The sequence below is a fragment of the Adhaeribacter swui genome, from assembly GCF_014217805.1.
In the GTDB taxonomy this organism is placed as follows: Bacteria; Bacteroidota; Bacteroidia; order Cytophagales; family Hymenobacteraceae; genus Adhaeribacter; species Adhaeribacter swui.
Window position 1 is genome coordinate 223537 of sequence record NZ_CP055156.1, and the last position, 19916, is coordinate 243452.

The 19916-nt window shown below is 43.7% G+C and carries 18 protein-coding genes; 9 read left to right on the forward strand and 9 right to left on the reverse strand.

What is annotated here, in order from left to right:
• Positions 1-67 precede the first annotated feature (67 nt).
• From HUW51_RS02130 to HUW51_RS02145, 4 genes are all read left to right on the forward strand, one after another.
• Positions 68-2668: a thiol protease/hemagglutinin PrtT gene (locus HUW51_RS02130; RefSeq protein ID WP_185272352.1), complete on the forward strand. Its 2601-nt coding sequence runs from the start codon at positions 68-70 to the stop codon at positions 2666-2668.
• Positions 2665-3174: a hypothetical protein gene (locus tag HUW51_RS02135; protein ID WP_185272353.1), complete on the forward strand. Its 510-nt coding sequence runs from the start codon at positions 2665-2667 to the stop codon at positions 3172-3174. The genes HUW51_RS02130 and HUW51_RS02135 overlap by 4 nt, the downstream gene beginning before the upstream one ends.
• Before the next feature lie 309 nt (positions 3175-3483).
• Complete coding sequence (locus HUW51_RS02140) at positions 3484-3837, forward strand: DoxX family protein (RefSeq protein ID WP_185272354.1); 354 nt, start codon at positions 3484-3486, stop codon at positions 3835-3837.
• A 174-nt stretch (positions 3838-4011) separates the two neighbouring features.
• On the forward strand, positions 4012-4416 hold the full coding sequence (locus HUW51_RS02145) for a DoxX family protein (protein ID WP_185272355.1): 405 nt from the start codon (positions 4012-4014) through the stop codon (positions 4414-4416).
• 79 nt (positions 4417-4495) lie between these two features.
• On the opposite strand, the gene HUW51_RS02150 is transcribed toward HUW51_RS02145, so the two are convergent.
• The 6 genes from HUW51_RS02150 to HUW51_RS02175 all read right to left on the reverse strand — a co-directional run bounded on the left by HUW51_RS02150 (position 4496) and on the right by HUW51_RS02175 (position 11726).
• Positions 4496-5908 carry an APC family permease gene (locus tag HUW51_RS02150; RefSeq protein ID WP_185272356.1) on the reverse strand — a complete coding sequence of 471 codons (1413 nt, stop codon included), beginning with the start codon at positions 5906-5908 and terminating at the stop codon, positions 4496-4498.
• 335 nt (positions 5909-6243) lie between these two features.
• Complete coding sequence (locus HUW51_RS02155; protein WP_185272357.1) at positions 6244-7317, reverse strand: dipeptidase; 1074 nt, start codon at positions 7315-7317, stop codon at positions 6244-6246.
• A gap of 172 nt (positions 7318-7489) precedes the next feature.
• Positions 7490-8620 carry a D-TA family PLP-dependent enzyme gene (locus HUW51_RS02160; RefSeq protein ID WP_185272358.1) on the reverse strand — a complete coding sequence of 377 codons (1131 nt, stop codon included), beginning with the start codon at positions 8618-8620 and terminating at the stop codon, positions 7490-7492.
• A gap of 158 nt (positions 8621-8778) precedes the next feature.
• Positions 8779-9240 carry a RidA family protein gene (locus tag HUW51_RS02165; RefSeq protein WP_185272359.1) on the reverse strand — a complete coding sequence of 154 codons (462 nt, stop codon included), beginning with the start codon at positions 9238-9240 and terminating at the stop codon, positions 8779-8781.
• Positions 9241-9727: 487 nt separating this feature from the next.
• Positions 9728-10756, reverse strand: a complete 1029-nt coding sequence (locus tag HUW51_RS02170; RefSeq protein ID WP_185272360.1) for an LLM class flavin-dependent oxidoreductase — start codon at positions 10754-10756, stop codon at positions 9728-9730.
• Positions 10757-11003: 247 nt separating this feature from the next.
• The gene (locus HUW51_RS02175; protein WP_185272361.1) at positions 11004-11726 is read right to left on the reverse strand and encodes a DUF92 domain-containing protein; all 723 of its coding nucleotides are present in this window, start codon (positions 11724-11726) and stop codon (positions 11004-11006) included.
• 299 nt (positions 11727-12025) lie between these two features.
• On the opposite strand from HUW51_RS02175, the gene HUW51_RS02180 reads away from it, so the two are divergent.
• Both HUW51_RS02180 and HUW51_RS02185 read left to right on the forward strand, forming a co-directional pair.
• Positions 12026-12457, forward strand: coding sequence for an EamA family transporter (locus tag HUW51_RS02180; RefSeq protein WP_185272362.1), 432 nt, complete (start codon positions 12026-12028; stop codon positions 12455-12457).
• A gap of 235 nt (positions 12458-12692) precedes the next feature.
• Positions 12693-13364, forward strand: coding sequence for an MCP four helix bundle domain-containing protein (locus HUW51_RS02185; RefSeq protein WP_185272364.1), 672 nt, complete (start codon positions 12693-12695; stop codon positions 13362-13364).
• A gap of 185 nt (positions 13365-13549) precedes the next feature.
• Here the strand turns inward: HUW51_RS02185 and HUW51_RS02190 are convergent, their stop codons facing one another.
• Positions 13550-14101: a SixA phosphatase family protein gene (locus HUW51_RS02190; protein WP_185272365.1), complete on the reverse strand. Its 552-nt coding sequence runs from the start codon at positions 14099-14101 to the stop codon at positions 13550-13552.
• 155 nt (positions 14102-14256) lie between these two features.
• On the opposite strand from HUW51_RS02190, the gene trxA reads away from it, so the two are divergent.
• The 3 genes from trxA to HUW51_RS02205 all read left to right on the forward strand — a co-directional run bounded on the left by trxA (position 14257) and on the right by HUW51_RS02205 (position 17016).
• Positions 14257-14574 carry a thioredoxin gene (trxA, locus tag HUW51_RS02195; protein WP_185272366.1) on the forward strand — a complete coding sequence of 106 codons (318 nt, stop codon included), beginning with the start codon at positions 14257-14259 and terminating at the stop codon, positions 14572-14574.
• A 677-nt stretch (positions 14575-15251) separates the two neighbouring features.
• Positions 15252-16598 carry a sensor histidine kinase gene (locus tag HUW51_RS24500; protein ID WP_228466909.1) on the forward strand — a complete coding sequence of 449 codons (1347 nt, stop codon included), beginning with the start codon at positions 15252-15254 and terminating at the stop codon, positions 16596-16598.
• Between the two features lie 10 nt (positions 16599-16608).
• Positions 16609-17016, forward strand: coding sequence for a response regulator (locus HUW51_RS02205; protein ID WP_185272368.1), 408 nt, complete (start codon positions 16609-16611; stop codon positions 17014-17016).
• A gap of 85 nt (positions 17017-17101) precedes the next feature.
• Here HUW51_RS02205 and HUW51_RS02210 read toward each other — a convergent pair whose 3' ends face one another.
• Positions 17102-18469, reverse strand: coding sequence for a sensor histidine kinase (locus HUW51_RS02210; protein ID WP_185272369.1), 1368 nt, complete (start codon positions 18467-18469; stop codon positions 17102-17104).
• Positions 18459-19835: a sigma-54-dependent transcriptional regulator gene (locus tag HUW51_RS02215; protein ID WP_185272371.1), complete on the reverse strand. Its 1377-nt coding sequence runs from the start codon at positions 19833-19835 to the stop codon at positions 18459-18461. The genes HUW51_RS02210 and HUW51_RS02215 overlap by 11 nt, the downstream gene beginning before the upstream one ends.
• Positions 19836-19916 lie beyond the last annotated feature (81 nt).

Below are 19916 nucleotides of genomic sequence, written 5' to 3' on the forward strand. Positions count from 1 at the left end.
ACTACTTTATTATAACCTCTTACGCTGAATTTTTAAAAATTTTACTACGCAATTAATCTATCCAACTATGAAAAAGATTTACCTGTTAACCGTAATAAGCTGCTTTAGTTGGCTAAGCAGCGTGGCCAAACACGTACCAGCCGAAAACGCCTTAAAAGTGGCTTCCAATTTCTTCGCGCAAGTAGCTTCACCGGCGGCCAACAGCCGGGGACAGCAAAAACTAACCCTGGTGCACCAGGAAGTAGCCAAACAAATAAGTCCGGGCAATGCGCGTAAAGCGCCTTTCACCTACTATTACGTTTTTTCGGCGCCGGCTAACGGCGGCATGGTATTTATCTCGGCCGATGATAATGTAAATCCGGTTTTGGGCTATACCCGCACCGGCACCTACAACCAAAAAAAGCTACCTACCAACTTGGTAAAATGGCTGGAAGGGTACAAAAACGAAATCAGGTTTGCCGCCAAGCAAGGCAAAGCCAGCCAGAAGACACAATTAGCCTGGCGGACATTAGAAACTGGCAGTTCGCCGGTAGCCCGAACCGGTGGCACCTTAGCCGAAGCCGTAGATCCGTTACTAACTACCACCTGGGACCAATCGCCGTACTACAACGCTTTATGCCCCTGGGATAATGACGCCAATGAGCAAGCGGTAACTGGTTGCGTAGCTACCGCCATGGCCCAAATTATGCGCTACTGGAAATATCCGGCCCAAGGCAGTGGTTTTCACTCGTACAACCACGAAAAATACGGTACCTTATCGGCTAACTTCAGCAACTCTACCTACGACTGGAACAACATGCCCAACGCCATTAATGGCCCGAACCAAGCCATTGCCACTTTAATGAAAGACGTAGGCGTGAGCGTGGAAATGAGCTACGGCGTAGCTGCCGACGGTGGTAGCAGCGCGTACGTAATATCAGCGGCCAGCCAAGGCGAGCATTGCTCGGAATATGCTTTAAAAACGTATTTTGGCTACAAAGACGTAAGAGGCGTGCAACGCGACGATTACACCGACGCGGATTGGATAAATTTATTAAAAACTGAATTATCCAACGGTCAACCCATTTTGTACGCTGGTTTTGGCGGCGGTGGTGGTCACGCTTTTGTGTGCGACGGCTACGACCAGAATAATTTGTTTCACATGAACTGGGGCTGGAGCGGTTATTACGATGGCTTCTTCGCGATTTCGGCCTTAAACCCCGACGGCCAGGGAACCGGCGGTGGTACCGGCAGTTATAATAGCAACCAGCAAGCTTTAATCGGCATAAAAGCCCCCGAAGCTCCGAACCAGGAAACCGCTGATTTGCAATTATTTGATAATGTTACCATTGACTACGACGTTGTGAGTTTTGGCACCGAATTTAAAGTGCACACCAACATTCATAACAACGGTAAAGGCACCTTTAAGGGTGATTATGCCGCAGCGGCTTTCGACGAAAACGGCAACTTTATTGATTTTGTTAAAACCTACACCGGCAACGAACTGGAACCCGATAACTACTACATCGACGGCGTGGACTTTGATACCAAAGGCATGCTTTCCCTTTTGCCGGGCACGTACAATATCTACATTTATTCACGCCCGGAAGGGGGCCAATGGCAACAAATTAAAAGCTCGTATTACACCGACCATGTAAAGCTGCAAATTATCAATCAGAATAATCTAGACTTGTACCAGGCCGTAGCGGTACAAAAACCTAAAGAATTGTACCAAGGCCAGAAAATTGCGGTGAGTACGTTTGTAAAAAATTTAAAAAATGAATCGTTTACCGGCATTATGGCCGTGAACCTGTACGACCTGGAAGGCGATTTCGCCTTTGAAATCGGGCAAAAACAATTAAACCAACTATGCTACAATTGCGAATCGGGCGAAATTGTTTTTGAAAACGAGAAACTGGATGTGGAACCGGGCACCTACTTGCTGGCCGTATTGCATTACAACGAAACCGATAACTGGCGCATAACCGGTTCCAAAAATTTTGTAAACCCCATTAAAGTAGTGGTGCAGGCAGCCCCTATTGGTGGCGACGCGTACGAAAACAACAATACGGTAGCCGAAGCCACACCGCTGACCTTAAATTTTGTGGGCAACACGGCCCGCATCATTACTTCGCAAGCCAACATTCACGTGGGTACCGATTACGATTATTACAAATTTGAACTATCGGCCGGCCGCAAATACGAAATTTCGGCGCGGGTAAACGATTCGTATGGCTCTACCGATAACCAAACCTATACCAACGACGTGCTCTTTACCATGTCACCGGATGGTGAAAACTGGACCGAAGCCTACGACCAGGAAATGGAAACCGTAGAAGTAGAAGGCGGTAAAACTATCTACGCCTCAGTATCACCGTATTTTCAGGGCGAAACCGGTACGTATGCTTTAGATATCACCGTAAAACAATTGTTACCCACCGGCACCAAAGACGATAATTACCAAGATTTAGCGGTACAGGCTTACCCTAACCCTACTTCCGGTACCTTGCATTTGCAGGCCAAAAAAGAATACACTAACTACGAATTGCTTAATTTAACCGGTAAAGTGATGCTCAGCATCCCAAAGAATACCACTGAAATTAATATTTCGCATTTGCCCAACGGTATTTACATGCTGCGCACGCAAACCAAAACCGGTTACCAGATGCAAAAAATTGTGAAGCAATGAGATTAGCTTTGCTTATAACGCTGGCTACCTTGGTAGCCAGCAGTTGCCAGAGTTCTAAACCCAGTATGACCCAAAACGCAACTCAAGCCACCCCACTTGATTTTTCGGCGGGGCCGCCCACCCTAGTGTATAAAACCCGGCAAGATTACACCAACCAGGTAGCCATAATCTTAACTCCTGACAAAACGGGCATTGCGGCTTATCCGCACCCTCAGGACATAGCCAAAAAAGGCAACCGCGTTAAACCTACTTTACTAACCGACGGGTACTTACTCGATAACCAGGGCATCAACCAATACGTGGCTTTTACAAGTTACACCTTTGAACAATATGCCGCTTTGCCGCAAGCGCCCAGTTTGGAGGAATTAAAAAACAGCATTATTGATGCAAATCCGCTGGCCTATATTTGTAACTGCGGCAACCGGAACCAGTTTGGTTCATCTCTTGAATCAGCTCTAAATAATTTAATTGCCGAAAAACTAACGCCGTGTAAAGATTTAAATTAAAACTTCGCTCTTCATACAAACCCATTAGGAACAGCTTAAGCTAGCGAAACAAAATTTTCGTTGGCTTTACTTACCGGGGACTTCCCAGCGCTAGGGTGCTGGGTAAGTTCCCGGTTTTGTTTTATTGTAACCCATTGTGCTTTAATGTAAAAATTTAAAATTTTAAAATTGCGCTATCAGACAACCTTTAACTAACTTCTAGATCTCCTACGCTGATAAACATTCTATAATTTTTAAGCCTAATCAACCAAAATCTACTTAAGTAGTTTATGGATAATAAATACGTATTGGTATTTGTTACTAAGAATCATGCGAGAGGCATCCCTTTATATCATGGCTTTAATTTACGTGGGAGCCGGTATTTTACATTTTCTCCGACCGGGCATGTATATGGGCATTATGCCCCCCTGGCTCCCGGCGCATAAATTTCTGGTACTGGCTAGTGGCGCCTGTGAAATACTGTTCGGACTTTTGTTGTTACCCGCTGGCACTCGCCCTGTAGCGGCCTGGCTGATTATTGCTTTATTAATAGCAGTATTCCCGGCCAACGTGCAAATGGCGCTGCAATTTACCGAACAGCACCGGCCCGGTTGGTGGCTGACCTGGCTGCGCTTACCCTTGCAAGGCGTACTCATCTGGTGGGCTTATACCTTTACCAGATAAAGCCTTAACTATCTATAGCAGTCCTTAAACTAGGCAAATGCTACCACTCTGCATTTTAAGAAAATTTTAAAATATTAACTTTCTGGCACTTAGCCTCGTTAATAAACCATTATTGCCCTTGTTTTTGAAATAAGCTGATTTTAAATCAAATGTTGTAAAATAAACCTTAAAGCCATGACTAGAATCTTAGGTAATTTTGCCCCTTATTTCTTTGCGCTTTTACGAATTGTTTCCGGTTTGTTGTTTGCCATGCACGGCACCCAAAAGTTGTTGGGTTGGCCCGGCGATGGAACGTCCATGCCCCTGGCTTCGATGATGGGATTTGCCGGCGTAGTAGAGTTAGTAGGTGGTTTAATGATTGCTTTTGGTTTATTTACCGGCATTGCCGCTTTTATTGCCTGCGGGCAAATGGCGGCCGCTTTCTTTATGGCTCATTTCCCCAAAGGCCCCATTCCGTTGCTGAACCAGGGCGAACTGGCCATGTTATACTGCTTTTTGTTCTTATACATTGCTGCGCACGGTGCTGGTATCTGGAGCCTCGATGCCCTGCGTAAACCTAAACCGGTAGTTACTTATTAAAAAGCGCGCTGATTTCCTCTAAACAGGTGCTTAGAACTTATAAATTTTAAAAATTTAATTAACCAGGAGCTTAACAAACCTAGTTGTTTAGCTCCTGGATTTTTTGCGTTTGCCGGCGGGTAAAATACCAGTATAAAGGCACGCCCGTAAGCATCAATATCAAACCAATAGCTGCCTCCCGTGGTCGGATGAAAAAAGTATTGAGCACCAGCACCGCGCAAAACAATATCATAACGGCGGGTACTATGGGGTAGCCCCACACCCGGTAAGGGCGGTGGGCATCGGGCATTTTACGCCGCAGAATAAATACGCCCAAGGTAGTAGCGCCGTAATAAATAAATACGGCAAAAATAATCATATCGGTTAACTGGTCGAAAGAGCCGGATAACACCAGCATACACGCCCATACACATTGGTACCACAACGAATTAGCGGGTGTGTTTTCTTTGTTTAAATTAGCTACATTTTTAAAAAATAAGCCTTCGCGGGCCATGGCAAAGTACGTGCGGCAACTCGCCAGAATGGTAGCATTGGTACAGCCCAGGGTAGTCACTAAAATCAGCACCGAAATAAATACTGCCCCTTTACTGCCCCAGAAACTCCGCACGGCTTCTACCGCCGCAATCTGGTTACCTGCCTGGTGTATCTGCGTTAATTCCGGAATGGACAAAACGGATAAGTACGTGGCGTTAACCAATAAGTAAATAGTTATAATGAGTAACACGCCAATAGCAATACCTCGCGGAATGGTGCGGTTTGCGTCTTTCACTTCGCCGCCCACATACCCAATGGCCGCCCAGCCTTGATAAGCCCAAAACGCCGACAACATAGCGGTAAATACGGAACTTACGGTAACCGCTTGTCCGGTAGTCGTACTTAATTGAAAAGGTTGTACCAGGTTAGCCGCGTTGCTGCTGATGCCAAAAAGCACGATGGTTAAAATGCCCGTGAAAACCAGAACTAATATACCGGTACTCACGTTGGCCCCCGTTTTAATGCCTTTGGTATTGAGCCAGGTAAGCAGTAAAATCAAAATAATGGCCGTTACTTTTACGTTTAAGTCAGCGAACGGATAAAACACTTCCGCGATATTTACCTGGGCTAAATCGGGTAACAAAGGCGGCAGGTTTACGATGCTGCTTAAAGATTGGGCAAAAACATAAGCCAGCGACGAGATGGAAGCCGTCTGAATAACGGTAAACAACGACCAGCCAAAAATAAAGGCAAAAAACCGGTTATAGATTTTTTTATAATACGAGTACTCGCCGCCCGTGTCGGCTAATAAACCGGCCACCTCCGCATTACTCAGCGCCCCAAACAGCGTAATAATTCCTCCCAGCACCCAACAAATTAAAATCCAACCGGACGAATGCAGCTCATTGGCCATGGGAGCTACTTTTTTATAAACGCCCGAACCAATAATGTTCCCAATAACTACCACAATTACTAACCGAAGCCCCAGCGACCGTTGGAGTTGCTTTGTTGTACTCATCTTAATTTCAGAAGAAGTTTCCAGAAATATAGAAGAATTAATAACAACCGAAGCGGTTCTTTCAAAATAATATAAGTTAGTGGATTATGGACAGTATTAAAGCTGATTTATTCCAGGAGTAGCGGCTGTTCTTTGGAGTCTTTTCAAGCTTCCTGGCATCAGTGAACCTTTCCAGTAGGAACGTGCCGCGGCACGTTCCTACTGCTACATCTTATCGCTGCTGAAAACGAAACAAGAAAAAATGAATAGCGGCATCTCCTCCCCTGTTTTTAGGGGAGGTCCCGCAGGGGGAGGGGTTAAACAATACCGCTAAATAAAAGGCAAAATTTTAAAAATTAAGCCCAAGCCTTTCGCAAAAACCGCAGCCAATTGCCGTGCATAATATTTTGAATATCCTCGGGTAAATACCCACGCTTAGCGAGTAAATCCGGAATTTTATTTAGATCCGCGATGGTGTCCAGGTCGTAGGGGCTTTGTTCCCGGCCAAAAGCACCATCTAAATCTGATCCTATCCCAACGTGCTTGGCATTACCGGCTAACTGGCAAATATGATCCAGATGGTCCAGTACGGTTTCTAAAGAACAATGCATCTCTTGCGGTGTAGACTGGCCCCGCTGCCAGTTAGGTACCAGCATCCAAGCATCAAAAGCAGCTCCGATTACGGCACCCCGGGAAATTAATTCCTTTAATTGCTCGTCGCTGAATTGGCGATTGTGGTTAACCAGGCTGCGGCAATTGTTGTGGCTAGCCCAAACCGGACCATAAAATACATCCAGGGCATCCCAAAATGCATCGTCGCAGAGGTGGGTGGCATCCAGGATAATGTTTAATCGTTCCATTTCGCGAAGTAAATCTTTACCCGGCGCTTGTAAATGGCCGGTAGCATCGGTGCCATTGGCGTAGCGGCCCGGACCGTAATGGGCCGGACCAACGGCGCGTAAACCACGTTGCCAGGCTCTTTCCAAGTGCCCCACCGTTACTAAAGAATCAGCTCCTTCCAAGCTCAGAATATAACCAATCGGCTTTTTAGAATCGGAGCTATCGGGTAAGGCCCAGTTTTGTAAATGATTTTCCAGGCCAGCTAAATCGGTAATAGAAACTAACTCCCCGGCTTCTTCCATGGCGCGGTACCAGGCCAGTTGCCCTTGAGTTTGCGCCCAGGCTTGCTCTGGCGAATGCCAGCCTGGCAAAGAGTTATCCGGGGCTACGTAGCGGGCTATTTGGGTGGCTACTACCAGACCTACGTTACCGCGGCGCAACTCCGGGAAAGACACCGTACCTTTCGCACGATCGGGTAAATCGGTTTTGCCTTGTTCGCGTTCGCGGATAGCAGTTACGGGTTGTTGCAAATCCCGGTTCCATTCCAAAGCGTTCATGGCCAGGTCGAGGTGCGCATCTATGGTAAACATGGTGTTGGTAGCGTTAGTTGTTTTTTATATTTGAAATAGCTTCCGACTTGTAATAAGTAGCTGGTTTTGTTAAATTTTAAAAAATTAAATTTCCGTAATAGGGCGTTTAGCTATAAATAGATTTTTGAGTTTAAACCTCAGCAATAAACATTTTAGGTTTAGTTAAATTAACTTACACGGTAATAAACCGGTTACGCGAAACAACTGCCCAAGTGGTTTTTACCTGGTTATTTTCGACCACGTAGGCTTTGTCGTGGAGGGCACAGGTGGGGCAGATATGCACCGGAATGCCGTAAAAAACATCGCCCACCTGGTAATTATTGCCCGCAGGTACCTGCACCACCATATGTTCTTCGCTTTGCGAAATGGGCTTAACCTCCGGCGCATTCAAAAAGATAACCCGAGGTAAAGGATTTTCGGCGGCAATGGCTTTATGGCCTAAATCCAGGCAAAGCGTTTGGTCATCAATCCGGGAAATTACCCGGGTAGCCACCAAAGCAGCGTATACAAACGGTTGCTCGGTTAAGGTAGTGCTATACCCGTAATCCCAGAACACAAACGTACCCGGACTGCATTCTACTCCCGGCCGCTGGGCATGGATGGGAAAAGTAGGTGTGCCCCCGGCCACAATAACAGGAGTTGGATAACCCGCCGTTTCAATTTGGTCGGCTAATTGCAATACGGGTTCAAAAGCTTTATCGCAGGCAACTTTCCGGTCGGTGATATCGGGTTGGCGCAAATGCCCGTCGTAGGCGTGCAAACCCACGGGTTCAATGCCCGCCATTTGACTACAAGCCTGGTACAAAGCAAAAGCTTCCGGTCCGGGAACAATGCCGGTCCGGTTCATACCCACATTTAAATCCAGATAAACCGGTAAGGTTAAATTTTCCCGGTCAAACGTAATGGCAATGCTTTGGGCAATGGTCTCGTTATCTACCAAACACGAAAATTTGGTGTTGGGATATTTTTGCACCAGTAACAGCAATCGGTATATTTTGGGCCCAACGGGTTGATAAGCCAGCAACACATCCGGCGCTCCCACCTGCGCCAACATTTCGGCTTCGGCAATGGTGGCGCATTTAAATTTGGTAATGCCGGCATCCAGCAATAGTTGGCTAACTTCCAACATTTTATGCGTTTTCACGTGCGGGCGCAAGCATGCTACAGCCGGAACCATGCTCTTGAGCAACTGAATGTTTTGTTTTACCCGTTCCGCATAAACCAGCAAAGCGGGCGTATCAACAGTATCCATGTTGGTAACCGGGTACCAGGGCTGGGAGTCAGTTTCAGGCAGGATGCTCATGGTTATCTTTTTTCGTTGTTGGTTAGTCGTTGCTCGTTAAAAAAGGCTCTGGCACCGTATGGAGTTTAAAAAATAAACGCTGAGGAAAGATAAAATCGTAAATTTTTAAAATTTTACATTTCTGATCTTTCCGCCAAAGCTTTTAAAATCCGATGAAATTAGTGCAGTTCAAATAAAGCTTCAATTTCTACGGGAATGTTATCGGGGAGCGAGCCCATACCTACTGCGCTACGCACGCCAATGCCGTTTTCTTCGCCCCAAACCTGGGCGAACAATTCGCTGCAGCCATTAATAATAAACGGATGTCGCTCGAAGCTGGAAACGCAATTAACCATTCCTAAAACTTTGATAACCCGTTTAACCCGGTTTAAACTGCCTAAATTTTCTTTTAAAGTAGCCAGAATAGCCAAGCCTACTTGCCGTGCCGCCAGTTTTCCTTCTTCGGGCGTAAAATCCTGACCAATGCGGCCGATAATCAAAGAACCATCTTGTTGCACGGTACCGTGGCCGGAAACGTAGCAATATTTACCATCTAGTAATAAAGGTTTATAAACCCCCAAAGGTTTGGGAGCGGGAGGTAAGGATAATCCTAATTTTTCGAAATTTGCTTCTGGTGTCATGGGAACTCGTTGTTTTTGCAAATATAGGAATCCGGTTTATTGTTCGGCCTTTTGCCGGCAGTAAATAGATTTTTACATCCACATAATTTAACCGGAATGCTACTTTATGCCTCAACAAAATCGTTTTCGGAAGGAAATGGTTGAAAACAAAAAAGCAATCCGGCGCATTAATCCGGATTGCTTTTTTAAATTTTCTAATTTCTACAGCGACAAAGTATTTAAATTATCGCACTTAAACTACTTACTTATCGGGTCTGTTTTATACTGAATCTGTTAAGCATTCTAAAATTGAATAATTAAAGCTACCAATTAGGAGCGAGTAGCATTTTGAGGAGCTATCCCGTTTTGGTGGTGGAGACACCCCCAAAGGCGAAGGTTGCTTCTAGTTTTATATAGGCTGATAAGCTTCAACACATTGATGTTCAATAATCATCAATACTAAACCCTAATATCTAACATCTAATGTCTATCATCCAACATCCAACTTCTAAATAGTTACGCTGGCCGGTTCCTGTTTTAACTCGGCAATTAATTCGTAAGAACGAACGCGGGCGGCCTGGTCGTAGATGTGCGACGAAATAATCAGTTCATCGGCTTGGGTGCTATCCACAAAGGATTGCAAGCTTTCTTTTACCTGCTCCGGATTACCCACGAAAGAATAACGGAGCATTTGTTGTACCGCGTAAGCCTCATTGGCATCCCAAATATCGTCCATGTTATCAACGGGGGGTTGCAAAGGCTGCGATTTTCCGCGAATTACGTTAATAAAAGAAGCATACAAACTGGTAGCTAACCGGTGCGCTTCTTGTTCGGTATCCGCGACAATGGCATTAAGGGCCACCATGGCATAGGGTTCTTTTAAACTTTCGGAGGGCCGGAAGTTTTCGCGGTACACTTGTAAAGCTGCTTGTAAATACGTAGGCGCAAAATGGCTGGCAAAAGCGTAAGGCAAACCCATCAGGCCGGCTAACTGGGCGCCAAAAGTGCTAGAACCTAAGATATAAAGGGGCACATTTAAGCCTTCGCCCGGAATGGCCCGCACCGGCGAGGTACTGTTATCGTTGGATAAATACGTGCGCAGCTCCTCCACGTTATCCGGAAAATCATTGACCGAACCGGTTAAACTGCGCCGCAAGGCCATAGCCGTAAGTTGGTCGGAGCCGGGAGCCCGGCCTAAGCCTAAATCAATGCGGTTGGGGTACAACGAAGCCAGCGTACCAAACTGCTCCGCTACCACCAAGGGGGCATGGTTCGGCAACATAATCCCCCCGGAACCTACTCGGATGGTAGAAGTACCTCCGGCAATATACCCAATTAATACGGCCGTAGCCGAGCTGGCAATGCCTACCATATTGTGGTGCTCGGCCATCCAATATCGTTTATATCCCAAGCGTTCAGCGGCCTGGGCTAATTCCAAACTATTCCGGAACGAATCAGCGGGCGTATGTCCGGCCAAAACAGGCACCAAATCCAGCACCGAAACGGGTATTTCCGAAAGTTTTTTCGACTGTGTCATTTTTCTAAATAAATTTTTTAAAAAATTTAATTTCTTCACTGATTAACAACTCTGCTGGGAAAAACCAGCGGGCATTAGCTTAAGCTTTTATTTTAATTATTCTTTTAAAATTAAAGCCGCTCCCGGATTTCCAGCTACTGTTATTTTAATTAACAGCATTAACCAGCATAAAGTTTAGGAGTAATTTGGAAGTAGAATTACAGATGCTAATCTGTTTAAAGGAATAGTCTGTTTTTAAATTTTAAATTTAACTAAGCAGGTAAAAGGCCCCACCGGCCAAGGCGCCCACCAAGGTATTTAAAAAATTAACGGCATTATTCGACAGCCAACCTCGGTTTTCCAGAGTAGTTCCCAAAATAGAATCGAAGAAGTTGCCGATGGTACCTGCCACTACAATGCCAAGCACCGGAGTGCCCCAACCAAAACTAAATCCGTAAATAGCGCTAATAATACCACTTCCCAAAATACCCAAAAGCGTACCCTGCAAACTAATTACCCCATTTTGGCCCCGCATTGCTTTTTTACCCGTAAGAACGTGGTAAAACCGACGACCATACACGTTGCCCAACTCCGACGAAAGCGTATCGGCGGTAGCAGCGGCAAAACCGGCGGCCAACATAACCCGGTATACCGTAGCGTGCTCCGGGAAAACCCAGGCTAACAAGCCCATAATGGCCGCTACTCCCCCATTGGCAAAAGCCTGCCCCGCCGTCCGACGGCCTTTGTTTAACTCGGCCAGTCCTAGACTTTGTTTGTATTTTAATTTCCAGGAAGTGGCCAGGGTACCCAGCACAAAAAAAACACCCAGCATGATTAAGCCCACGTAACCAGTTCCCAGGAAAATGGCTATGCCCAAAGCTCCCCCGGTAAAAGCGCCAGCCACCGTTAGTTTTCGGGTAACTACGCTCAGCCACATGCCTAAAATTAAAAAGCCAACTACCCACCAGATATCTGCGCTAAAAACCGGCATTTTTAAAAAATCAAAATAATGAAAAGAGAACCGAGGGTGAATATCCAGCTTAAAAATTTAAATTTTTAAAAAATTAATTTTTCAAACCCGTAAAGCGTGCCACTGCTCCCGGTTACACGCGTTAACCCAACCGGTAGAACGAAACAATACTGGGATAACATGCTTTACAAGGCAACAAGGTTTTATCTTATTTTGACTGGAAGCCTTAAACCTACAACTTACTCTAACGGGTGCCGTTAGAACATATTCTAGATTAACCATTTACCCCGCTATTCTTTTTAAGATTATATAACCTGCTTATGTGGATTCTTTTTGCTTTGCTAGCCGCTCTTACTTCTGCTATTGTAGTTACCTTATCTAAAGCCGCCATTAAAAACGTAGATTCCAGTTTGGTTTTTGCTATTCAGGGCATATTCATTTTGATAATTTCGTGGGGAGTAGTCACATTTCAGGGCAACCTATCGCACGTAACGCAAATTGAACGCCGCACCTGGTTGTTTTTGGGGATTGCGGGCGTATTAACCTGCATCTCGTCGTTACTGGCTTTTTATGCTTTAAAGCTGGGCGATGCCTCGCGGGTATCCCCGCTGGAACGCTTGTCTTTAGTTTTTGCTATTCTTTTTGCGGCCATTTTTTTAAAAGAACGGGTAGATTGGCCCATTATTCTGGGTGGCCTTTTAATGGCCGGTGGGGCTATTATTATTGCGGTTTACGGCCAGTCTGCTAAATAAAAACGCTCTCAATCTCCAATAAACAGCTGCTACAAGGCCAATTTCATTTATTTCGTTTAGCAAGATTTTACCTGGTTACTCCTGTTGCCCTGCATAAGAATTTACATAGCGTTAAAATAAAATTTTTAAAAATTCTGTAGTTTTCTAAATGAAACCGGGTCCTTTCTCCTTTTATATACTTAAAATCTGAAAAATTTTTAGTAAATTAGAAAAGCAACGAAGAAAGGAAATTTTCATGAAGATGTTATATAAAATTCATAACAAAGCCAAACCCGCCTTGCTCCTGATGGTAGTGGTACTGATTGTGCTGGGTAGCAGTTTTATCGAGAAAAGTTTAATGAAAGATATGAACAGTTCGGTTTCTTCTATTTACAAAGACCGTTTGATTCCAGCTTCCGAACTTTTCTTTATGAACGATTTAATGTACAATAAAAGGTTTATTCTGGACCAATACCTGCTCCACCCCTCCGTTGAGCAAAAAGCCGCAACAACCCGGCAGCTAGCGGCTTATACCAGGCAAATCGACTCTACCATTCAGAAATTTGAAACTACTTACCTGGTAGATGAAGAAAGCCGGCGGTTGCAAGCGTTTAAAGCAAACATGAACCGCTATAATGCCCTGGAGCAGCGATTATTAAGTAACCCGCCCCTATCTGGCAGAAACACCCAGGAAATTGCCTGGATTTTTAAAGCCATTCACCAAGAACTGGTTTTACTCAGCGATATTCAGATTAAAGTGGGCAAAGAATTATTGCATAGCTCCGATGCCATACAAGGCAACGCCCGAATTTTAAGCAATTTACAAATTGCCGTTATCGTAATTATTACCCTAATCGTGCAACAAGCTTTATTATTGGACCGGCACCCGCTTATTCCAAAAAATTTAAAAAATTTTCGATTAAACTAAGCCTTACTGGCAACCGAAAAAGCCCTTAACTAATCTGAGTTAGGGGCTTTTTCGGTTGTCCTTGCCATCACTTTCATTACTGGATTAAGGCAATCACATTAAGGTAAAGGCTCCTAATTTGTGTTGGCGACTGGCTGTTAAATTAACGGCATGGTATTAATTTTTAAATTTTTACATTTCTGCACTTACGTTGTAGGCTGTCCGAAAGTGGCCGTTTCTACTTTGGCTTTTTTGCCCGGCCGCAAGGTTAATTTAAAAATATAATCGTATTTAGAATCGCTAATAGCCCGCACCGGCTTAGCGGCACCAAAGGTTTCAATAATATCTAGTAAAGTATTACTGTGGCCCGCCACTATAATGGTTTCGCCCGCGTATTTACCGGTAATTAGTTTTTTTAAAGCGGTGTAGCCATGCGCCGGGTAAGTGCCAATTTCGCGCCCGGCAGCTAACGGGGTTAAGGTTAACCGGGTACGCTTGTACGGCGAAGATAGAAAAACATCAATTGGAATATTTTGCAAATGCTTTTGTAAGGCTTTGGCCCGGGCGTAACCTGCCGGCGTCAGGTCAGGGTCGTTATCGTCGGGATTAGTTGTACTTTTTTCGGCGTGGCGCACCAGGTACACAATGGTAGTTTTAGTTTTGGGCGGTTGATCCGGATACAGATTACCCGCCCGGCCTGACCGGTAAACGAAAAACAACCCGAGTAAAAAGGCAAAAACAGCTACAGTTTTTTTCATGCCGCATTATAAGTTGGTTATCATTTTTTGAATAGCAAAAAGCAGTTAAATCAACAGGTATTATTAAACTATTTCGGCTAACCTGATTGCTTTAAAACCAGTAAAATAAAGAAGCCGTAAACTCAAAAGAATTTTTAAAATAATTATTTAAACCTATGCCTAAAAAATCATTTCAGGAATTAATACAGGCTCCCGGCATGCCGGTTTTAGTTGATTTTTACGCAGATTGGTGCGGTCCTTGTAAAACCATGGCACCCATTATTGAACAGGTTGCTAAAAACCACTCCGGCAAAGTAAAGGTAATTAAAATTAATGTAGATCATAATCAGGCAGTGGCGCAGCAGTATCAGATTCAGGGCATTCCCACGCTAATCTTGTTTTATCAGGGGCGTATTTTGTGGCGTCAGTCGGGGGTTGTTCCAGCGCATCAACTCAATCAGATTATTGCGCAACAGGTAGCAAATGTTGCATAGTGTAGAGCCAGCAACATTTACCAAATGTAATAAATTTAAAAACAGAGGAAAAAACAATTTGCCGGAATTTGCAAAAAAGCTTCCGGAAAAAGGATAGTATTTTTTATCAGCTCTCGGAAACAAAAGTATTGCTCCCGAAGGACAATTTTTAAATCTAAAATCCGGGAAAATCTATTTTTTTAAAAATTGTTAATTAGCCCATTTGCCGCAGTAATAAAACGCAAGCAATACTCTTGTAAGTGATGATAGCGGACTAATAAAATAAAACTAATCTCTCCTGGCGCCCCGGAAACCAAAACTTGCTTTCATTTAATTTTCTGATTTCAATTAGACCTGAAGGAGCTTCCACAATGCTTGATTATTTTTGTTTACGGCACTCAATCAAATTAACGGCTTTAATTATTGCACTTTTTTAATTTTATCCCCTTACTATATTTGAATCATCCTGCTAAACAAAAGTATGAAGCCGAGAAGCGCCCAAGCCACCTGGTTTGAGAAAAACTCTGGAATCTTCCCCCGTATCTTGTTTTTTAAATAGATTTGTCGAACTAAAACTTACCCTGTAGAATCTGCCTTTTTCAAAAAACTTAATTATTTTAAATATAATTTTTCGATAGCATATTAACATTAATTTAGCGCAGCATTAAGGACTTGCGTCTATATAAATTAAGATTTAAATGAGTTATTGGCTGCAATACAGACAATTTACGGAAGAAAATTTACTAGGTAAGAATAAGCCAGAAATAGAAGATTTGGCTTACTGGCGCGATAAAGTGTTTACAAATGCCATTGTATATTTTTTACCGGTAAGTTTAGTAGCATTAATTCCGGGTGTATGGTTGTCTTTAAAAGAAGGTTTATGGTTTTTAGCTATTGTTGATATTGTAACGGCACTTTCTTTTGTTCTGATAGCTTTTCATAGAAGCCTAAATTTAGCTACCCGGAAAGTTTTAGCTATGGCCATGCTTTACTTGCTGGCCGTGATATTGCTTCTGTTTTTGGGTTCTTTTGGGCCTGGCTTATTGTATCTGTTAACCATAACAATTTTTACGGCGCTTATTTTCCCGGTGTCTGTTGCCTACAAAAGTATTGGCCTTAATTTAATAATCTGCGTTCTTTTTGCTCTCATTATTCATTATAAGCTGCTAAATTCTTCTTTAACGCAGTTATATACTGCAGAATCCTGGATAGCAGTTTCTTCTAATCTTATTTGTTTGAATGTAGTTTGTGTAGCGCTGTTGGATATGCTGGTTAAGGGTTTACAGAAAACAATAACTCAGGAAGCGTACCTGCAGATGCAACTAAAAGAAGAAAGCACTAAAATGGAACAACTTATTGAAACCTTAAAGGACAAAAACCACGAATTAGAGCAATTTGCCTTTATCACTTCCCACGACCTTCAGGAACCTTTGCGTACGATTACTACCGTGGTCGCTGATCTGGAACAACAAAATAAAGGCGACATGGACGAAATGACCTCCATTTACCTCGGCTTTTTATCGCAATCTGCGGTAAGAATGCGCGCTTTAATAACCGGTCTGCTGGAATACTCCCGCCTGGGGAAAGATAAACTGCTGGAAAAAGTTGATTGTAATATTATTTTGCAAGAATGTTTAGCCGATTTAAGAACGTACATTCAGGAAAACCAAGCTATTATTACCAGTAGTCCGCTTCCTGAACTGCCGGCCTATGGATTAGAACTTAAATTATTGTTTCAGAATCTTATTAGTAATGCAATAAAGTTTCGTAAGAAAAATATTTCTCCGCAGATTAGAATTACTGCCCTACAAGATAACAATTACTGGGTATTTTCGGTTGCTGATAATGGCATTGGAATTGATGCCCGATTTCAGGAGAAAATATTTGTTATTTTTCACCGGTTGCACTCCCGAACTGCGTACGAAGGTACCGGTATTGGGCTGGCACATTGCCGGAAAATTGTAGAGTTACACAGAGGTAAAATTTGGGTGGAACCAAATCCGGAAGGAGGCAGTATTTTTCGTTTTAAGTTACCTGTTATTTAAATACATTACTATGAGTAGAAAATTAAACGTTTTGTTAATTGACGATGATGCGACTACTAATTTTTTACATAAACGTACTCTAAACAAGACCCAGTTAACCCGAAATATCGAGGTAGCCGAAACGGTTCAAGAAGCTTTAAACTACTGGAAAAGCCCGGATTACGCCGAACAGGATAAACCAGAACTTATTTTTCTTGATTTGAATTTGCCTGGCCTAACGGGTTGGGATTTTATTGATGAGTATAAAAAAATAGAATCCGGCAACAATAATCCGCCTGTAATTTTTATTTTGACCGCTTCAGTAAATTACGACGACGAAAAGAAAGCAAACGGAATTGCCGAGATAGCCGGGTTTCGGCGCAAGCCATTAACTGTAGAAATGCTCGACGAAATCGTAAAAAATTACTTTTCGAGCTAATCTAAAGAAAGATAATAATTTAAGTTCGTTTCTGATATTAAAAACCTGAAGAAGCTATCTGTATGCGGCACCTTAAAATCTGCAACTAAAACAACAACGAGAATACGGTTTGTTTACCCGCCGAACTACTTACCCGCAAAGTGCCGCGGTGCAAGCGCATAATCTGCCGCGACAAGCTTAAACCAATACCCGACCCTTCTTTTTTAGTAGTGTAAAAAGGAATAAAAATTTTATCAATAATTTCTTCCGGAATGCCGGGACCGTTGTCTTTTACCTCAATGCGCACCCGGTTATTTTCCATGGCATCGTAATAAGCGTAAATTTCTACCCGAGGGTTTTCGCAACCAGAACAAGCTTCCATGGCGTTTTTTACCAAATTAATCAGTACCTGGCTAATCAACTCGGCATCCGCCGATATTTCCATGTCTTCTTTAGGTACATACAATGAAAACTCTACCTGGTGAAAGCCCATTTCGGTGCGCATTAAGGTATCGAGCTGCTCAAACAAGGTTTTCACCTTCACCGGTTTTAAGTTTGGTTTGGGTACCCGCGCCAGTCGGCGGTAATCGTGCACAAAATGCAGCAAACCTTCGCTGCGTTTTTCAATGGTAAGCAAACCGGTTTGCACATCGCTCATAACTTCTTCGTCCACGGCTAAGTGGCCACCCGCCGTTTGGGTAATTAAATCCTGGGCTACCAGGTCGTGAATACTGGATGCCAACGAAACAACCGGCGTAATAGAATTCATAATTTCGTGCGACAATACCCGGATGAGTTTTTGCCAGGCTTCTAGCTCCTGTTCTTCCATCTCGGACCGAATATTTTGCAGCGAAATAATTTTTAATAATTCGCCTTGTAACTGCAACTGCGTAGCCCGCAAAGCCAGCGACACCGATCCATCTTCGCGACTGATCGAAACCAGTTTGCTATCGCCGGTTTCCAGAGTGTACAGGGTAGTCAATAATTCTAAACTAATCCGCTCCAGCGCTTTTATGCTTTTTAAATAAGGCGTGCGCAACAATTCCTTGCCGGCTTTATTTAACAGTTTTACTTCGCCGGCGGCGTTAAAAATTAAAATGCCGATGCTCATGTGCTCCACAATGGTTTGCAGATACAAATGATTGGCTTCTTTGTCGGCTTTTATTCGCTGGAAAGCTTCTATAACTTCGTTAAACTCGTGGTACAAAAGTTTAAAAGTAGGGTTCTTACCTTCGGGTGCAAAGCGTTGGGTAAAATCGGAGTACCGGATAGCACTAAAAAACCGAGTTAATTCACGGTTGGTTTGCTCTACATACTCTACTAAAAAATAAAACTGAGCCGCGATAACTAAGGCCAGGCAAAATCCCGAAACATACCATTGCTGGTAAATAACCACAAAGGCGAGCAAACATATGGTAAAAACCAGTTTGGCAATTTTAAGAAGCAGCCGGGCACGAAAATTATTATAAACCATGCTTCTCTATTCTGCGGTAAAGGGCCGTACGGGTTATGCCCAACTCGCGGGCGGCGTGCGTTATATTGCCGGCATATTTCGCCAGCATTTTTTGCACCATTAATTTTTCTAAAGCATCTAGGGTTAAATCGCCGTCCAGGTTGGCTTCATTTCTAACGGGTGCAGGCGCAAAGCCAAAATCCGAAATTTGTAAAACTTTATCATCGCTCATAATCACGGCCCGTTCAATGGCGTGGTCGAGTTCGCGAATGTTACCGGGCCAATGGTATTGGGTTAATTTTTTTAAAGTTTCGTTGTCCAGCTCCAGGTTAGGTTTCTGGTATTTGCGGCGATAGTTACTCAGAAAATGCTCCGCCAGCAGTTTAATATCTTCTTTGCGCTCCCGCAAGGGTGGCAAGTGAATTTCGACGGTATTTATGCGATAGAGTAAATCTTGCCGGAAACGCCCGTGCCCTACCATTTCGTGCAAAGGCATATTGGTAGCGCTTACTAACCGGATGTTTATGGGAATAGGCTTGTTGGTACCTAAGCGGATAATCTGACGACTCTGCAAAGCGGTTAGCAATTTAGCCTGCAACGGTAAAGTAAGGTTTCCAATTTCATCTAAAAAAAGCGTACCACCCGATGCCGTTTCAAAACGGCCGGCGCGGTCTTCTTTGGCATCGGTATAAGCGCCTTTGGCGTGGCCGAACAGTTCGCTTTCGAACAAGGTTTCGCTCACGGCACCTAAATCCACGTTAATAAAAGCTTCGTTGCTCCGGGCTGATTGGCGGTGCAAGGCCCGGGCGGCTAACTCTTTACCGGTACCGTTTTCGCCTAAAATTAAAACATTAGCATCCGTAGGACCTACCTTCTCAATGGTTTGGTAAACCCTTTGCATGGTAGGCGACACCCCGATAAACTCGCCGTAGTTTTTTTCGATGGTTTGCGTAATGTGCTGCTGCCGTGCCATGAGGTGTTTTACCTGGCTCTTCGACTTGCTTAGTTGCGTAGCCGATAAAAGTGTAGCCAACAATTTTTCGTTTTGCCAGGGCTTTAACACAAAATCGGTGGCGCCTTCTTTTAAAGCTTTTACCGCAATTTCTACGTCGCCGTAAGCCGTAATTAAAATTACGACGGCGTTGGCGTCGCGTTCCAGAATTTCTTTTAACCAATCAAACCCTTCTTTGCTGGAGGTAGCCCCTACCGAATAGTTCATATCGAGCATAATTACATCAAAATGCTCGTTTTGCATTAAATACGGAATCCGGTTGGGGTTTGGCTCGGTGCGCACGTAGGTAAAGTGCTGTTTTAAAAATATACGACCAGCCGTTAAGATATCTTCCTGATCATCAACAATTAAAATTTTTGCGTCGGTTTTAGCCATAAACAGGCAAATCTGGTAAGTAGGGTTGTATTTTCTTCTTTTTTTAAAATTACTAAATTTAGAGAGATTGTATTGGGATTG